Origin of the sequence: Phenylobacterium sp. (assembly GCF_004299445.1) — a bacterium.
Taxonomy (GTDB): domain Bacteria; phylum Pseudomonadota; class Alphaproteobacteria; order Caulobacterales; family Caulobacteraceae; genus Phenylobacterium.
The window spans coordinates 1-4,921 of the sequence record NZ_SCTC01000029.1; the positions used below are offsets into that span (position 1 = coordinate 1).

Annotated in this window: 1 protein-coding gene and 1 pseudogene; both read right to left on the reverse strand. The window is 74.1% G+C overall.

Annotation, left to right across the window (positions count from 1 at the left end; genetic code table 11):
- On the reverse strand, positions 1 to 3,610 hold a 3,610-nt coding region (locus tag EPN98_RS07080; protein ID WP_293361944.1), incomplete at its 3' end, for a strawberry notch-like NTP hydrolase domain-containing protein.
- A 265-nt stretch (positions 3,611 to 3,875) separates the two neighbouring features.
- Positions 3,876 to 4,921, reverse strand: a pseudogene (locus tag EPN98_RS07085) (chromosome partitioning protein ParB); the annotation flags it as partial.

Here is a 4,921-nt window from a genome sequence, read left to right on the forward strand (position 1 = left end):
CCGATCTCACCAGGGCGGCGCGCCCAGAGCGCCCATTGACGGCCAGCACCGCCGCCTCGCCGAGCTGCGCGGCCATCGCCAAAGCCTCATCTGCAGAGAGCAGGTCGCGCCGCGTCCGCAAGGCAAACCCCACGAGCTGCGTCTTCGCGCCCGTGGCCGCATCCGTCCGAACGGTTTCTTCGGACACGACCTGGAGGTCCTCCGCGACGATATCCTCGACGCCGTGGTCGAGTTCGCCGGCCGCGGCGGCGCGCTCGACGATGCCGGCCAGGATCTTCTCGTAGTCCGCGAATAGGGCGTTCTGGTCGGCGATCCGCAGCGCCAGCAGCCGGTTCAGGAAGGTGGTGATGGGCGGCAGGTCCTCGTGACCCTTCAGGAGGCCTTCGCTGTCCAGCAACGACAGGCCGGTCTTGGCCTGGAAGTCGGCCAGCGACATGCTGCCGATCTCCCCGAAGGCCAGCGCCCGGTAGAGCACCAGCAGCGCGCGCCGCGCCCACGGACTCTCCAGATTGTCCTCGGCGCGGAAGAGGCCGGCGCCGGCCACGCGGCGCTCGCCCCGCGTCAGGGCGCCCAACGAGTCCAGCCGCCGCGCGATCGTCGAGAGGAACCGCTTCTCGCCCACGATGTCGGTGGTCGCCGGCCGGAACAACGGGGCCGAGGCCTGATGCGTGCGATGCGTGCGTCCCAGTCCCTGGATGGCAGCGTCCGCGCGCCAGCCTGGCTCGACCAGGTAGTGCACGCGGCGCTCGCGGTTCACCGCGTCGAGCGCGGCGTGATAGCTGCGTCCCGTGCCGCCGGCGTCGGAGAACACCAGCACGCGCTTGCGCCCGTCCATGAAGGCGTCGGTCTCGGCCTTGGCCGCCGAAGGCCCGCGCCGCTCCACGACGCGACGGCCCTCGTGCGTCACCACACGCTTCGAGCGGCCGGTGATCTCGGCGACTGCGCCGGTCCCGAAGGCGTTGAGCAGCGCATCAAGCACGCCGGGGACCGCCGGCAGCGACGCCAGGCCCGCGATCGTCTCGTCGCGCAGCCGCAGCGCCTCCTGGCTGTGCACCGGGCGACCCTCGTTCACGACGGGGACGAGCGTCACCTCACCGTCCTCGCCCTCGATGGCCTCCATCAACGCGGTGGGAAAGGCGCCGCGAAGGTAGTCGAGGACATACTCCTTCGGCGTCAGGTCGACCGACAGGTTGGTCCATTCCTCCGGTGGGATGTCCGCCAGGCGGCGGTTCATCACCGCCTCGTTGGTCGAGACGATCTGCACGACCGCGGATCGTCCGCCGGCGAGGTCCCTGCGGATCGCGGCGACCAGGCTGGGCGCCTTCAGCCCCGCCAGCAGGTGGCCGAAGAAGCGCAGCTTGGCGCTCTCGAAGGCCGAGCGGAGCGCGCTCATCGCCTGGCCGCTCTGGACCTTGCCCTCGTCGTCCATGACGCCGACGGCCTTCAGCGCCTCGCCGAGGTTCGCGTGGATCACCTGGAAGGCGTCGGCCCAGGCGTCCCAGATCGCCACGTCGTCCGGCGTGAGCGGGTGTTCGAGGGGTTCGTACTCGACGCCCTCGAACGACAGGCTGCGGGCCACGTAGAGGCCCATGGCCTTCAGCTCGCGCGCCACCAGTTCCATGAAGGCGATGCCGCCGGCCTCTGCCGCGTCCAGGAAATCGGCCCGCGTCGCGAAGGGCGCCTCCGGTCCACCCCAAAGGCCCAGCCGCGAGGCATAGGCCAGGTTGGCCGGCTCAGTGGCGCCGGTGGCGGACACGTAGAACACCCGCGCGTTCGGCAGGCGGTTCTGGAGCGCCAGCCCCGCCAGCCCCTGCAGCGAGGCCTTCTTGGGCCCGCGCGCGCCCGCGCCGCCGGCCGCCCCGCCCATGGCGTGCGCCTCGTCGAAGACGATGACGCCGTCGAAGTCGGCGCCCAGCCAGGTCGCGATCTGGTCGAGCCGCGAGGGCCGGCCGCCCCGCGCCGGCTGGCGCAAAGTGGCGTAGGTCGAGAACAGGATCCCGCGGTCCAGCCGGATCGCCTCGCCCTGCTTCCAGCGCGCCTGCGCCACCACGTCGTGGACCGAGCCGCCGATGGCCTTCCAGTCGCGCTGCGCGTCCTCGAGCAGCGCCTCGTTGCGCGACAGCCAGAGCGCGCGCACGCGGCCCTGGGCCATGTTGTCGGCGATCACGGCGGCCACCTGCCGGCCCTTGCCGGCGCCGGTGCCGTCGCCCAGGAACATGCCTCTGCGCAGCGAGAACGCGTCCGGTTCTTCCTCCCGCGCGAGCCGCAGCTCATGGGCCGCCTCGCCAAGTGTCCAGCGACCCGGGAGCAGCGCGGCATGCGCCTCCCCGGCATAGACCACGGTCTCGGCCTGGGCGTCCGAGAGCCGGCCTTCGTCCTGCAGGCCCGTGGGCAGCAGCGGCCGATAGCTCGGCGCCGAGGGTGCGACGGACGCCATCGCCCCGGATTCCACCAGAGGCGTCGGGTGCGGCCGCGCGGTCGCAAACGCGATCCGCCCCGGCTGCCAGGCCTGGTAGAGCCCCACGTCGCGGCCTTCGCCGGACCAGTCGCAGAGGTCGTAGGCCAGCGGTGAGGCCCCCTCCAGGAACCGCAACGCGACCGCGGGACCGCCGGAACCCCGTGCGCGCAGCGAAAGTCCCACGGGCGCGGCCCGCGCCACGCGGACCTGCGCGCTTGGGCGCGCCGGCAAGGCTGCCGCCCAGGCCGCGGCGTCGGCAAGATCAGCCGCGACGTCGACCGCCACAGCGCCGACCCCGTCGCTGCGATCCAGCACGAGAAGGCCCGTGTCGACGCTCGTCCCGTGCTTCAGGAAGGCGCCCGCGGGCAGTGTCAGCGCGCCTACCACGCGCCCCCAGCGGCCGAGCAGGCCGCGGAGCCCCGCGTCGCATAAGGCCGAGGCCGGCACGATCGCGGCCAAACGGCCGCCGTCGGCCAGGCACTGCAGCGCGGCGATCAGGTGCGAGCCCAGGCCGGCGAAGGGCGGGTTCATGACGACGGCGTGGAACTGGCCTGCGTCCGGCAGCAGGTCGCCCAGATGCGCAGCGTCCAGACGCGTCCGCGACGCGCCGCCGAACAGGCCGTCCAGCAGGCCGGCGCGCCGGTCGCTGAGTTCGTTCAGCGCCAGCGACGCGCCGCAGCCTTCCGCCAGCGCCGCCAGCATGCCGACGCCGGCCGACGGCTCCAGCACGCGATCGCCCGGCCGCACCTGGGCGGCCAGCACCACGAGCGCGGCCAAGGGCGCCGGGGTCGAGAACTGGTCCAGCGCCAGCTGCGTCTCCGAGCGGCGGGTTTGGGTAAGACCGAGCGCGCTCAGGTCCGCCAGTGCGCCCACGATCTCGGCGGGCGCGTCCTCGAGCCGGGCGACCTGCGGCCCGATCCGGCGCACCTGCAGCACCATCGCCGCCTCGATGGCGTCGTAGGCGTCGCGCCAATCCCAGGCGCCCTCGGCGTCCGTCGCCCCGAAGGCGGTGGTGAGCACGGCCGACACCACCCGGCGCTCCGGCGGCCGGCCGCGGAAGAGGTGGGGGGCGAGCGCGCGGGCGGCAGCCAGCAGGTTGGCGGACCGATCGTGGGCGGACGTCTCGGCGAAAAGGGGCAGGGCGGCGTTCATGGCGGGGCTCCCGCCCGGCGCGGCCGACCCGTCGCCTTCCCGTCCGCCGGGCTCGCCCGGGCCCGCCCTTCCTCCTCGTTCCAGAAGGACGGCGCCGTCCCGGAGCGACCGGAACAGCGCCGTCAGCCGGCGGGCGCACCGCGGAGGGATCTGCCGCCCAGAGGCGCGGCGTGAGCGTCCAATCGTGCCCACGCCCCGGCGGCGTCCGCTCCAGGACGCCGGTCGCCGGGACGTTCGCGAGGGGCATGCGCCGCCGTTTCGGGGATCAGGCGGCCACCGCCGTCGCCCCTCCGTCCGATGTCTTTTCGGCGTCAGGCTCAGCCTCGGCCACGTCCGACACAGGATCGCCGGGATCGCCGGGATCGACGGTGTCCTCGTCCTCCGGCTCGTCCGGCGGCTCGGCGGCCCAGGACAGATAGGCCGGCGCCCAGCTGCGCTCGGCGGCCCGCTCGGCCACCAGCGAGACCAGCTCGTCCTTCTTGGCCGCGCCCGCGCGCGTCTCGCCCGCGCCCATCGCGTCCAGCATGTCGAGCAGCTTGGCCTTGGGGTGGGCGCCCAGGAAGGTCTCGTCCGGGGTCCAGTGCAGGGTGACGTCGGCCTGGCAGATCGCGGCGATCTCCACCGCCTCGGCCCGGGCGGCGCGGCGCACTTGGGTCGTGCGCTCCTCCCGCAGGTCCAGGCTCAGGGCCACGACCTCGGCGAGCAGCGCCATCTTCTCCCCGTGGGGCAGCGACGCCACCCAGGCGATGGGCGACAGCTCCGAGGCCTCCCACGCCGCGCGCCAGTCCGCGAGCCGCCGGCGCACGTCCCCGTCAAGCGCCTCGATCGGCGACACGCCACGGCGGCTGTAGGCCTCGGCGTCCAAGGCGAGCGCCCCGCCGCCGCGGCCCCGGCCCTGGTGCAGCACCACCACGCCGAACAGCCGCGCCACCACCGCGGTGAGCGCAGCGCCAGGATCGTCGGCGAGCGCGCGGATCAGCGCGCGTGTGGCGGTGTCCGTACGCACCTCGTGCAGGGCATGGCCGACCCCGTCGAGTTCGGGACGCGGGGCGACCGCCACCGGCGTTGCGATCACCGCCGGGATCTCGCGCCGCGACGGGACGGCGCCTGTGCCGAGCGGGGCGTCGTCGCCCTCGACGGTCTCCGCCGCGTCGTCCTCTTCGACGAACGGCGCCGGCGGCCCGTAGGCGCGCAGGCTCAGCCCGGTGGCGGTGTCGGAGAAGACCTGCACGAAGCTCACCTCGCGCGGCGGCTCGCTGGCCACGTCGGCGGCGAGCTTCGCCGCCAGGACGGCCGCCAGCAGGGGTTCTG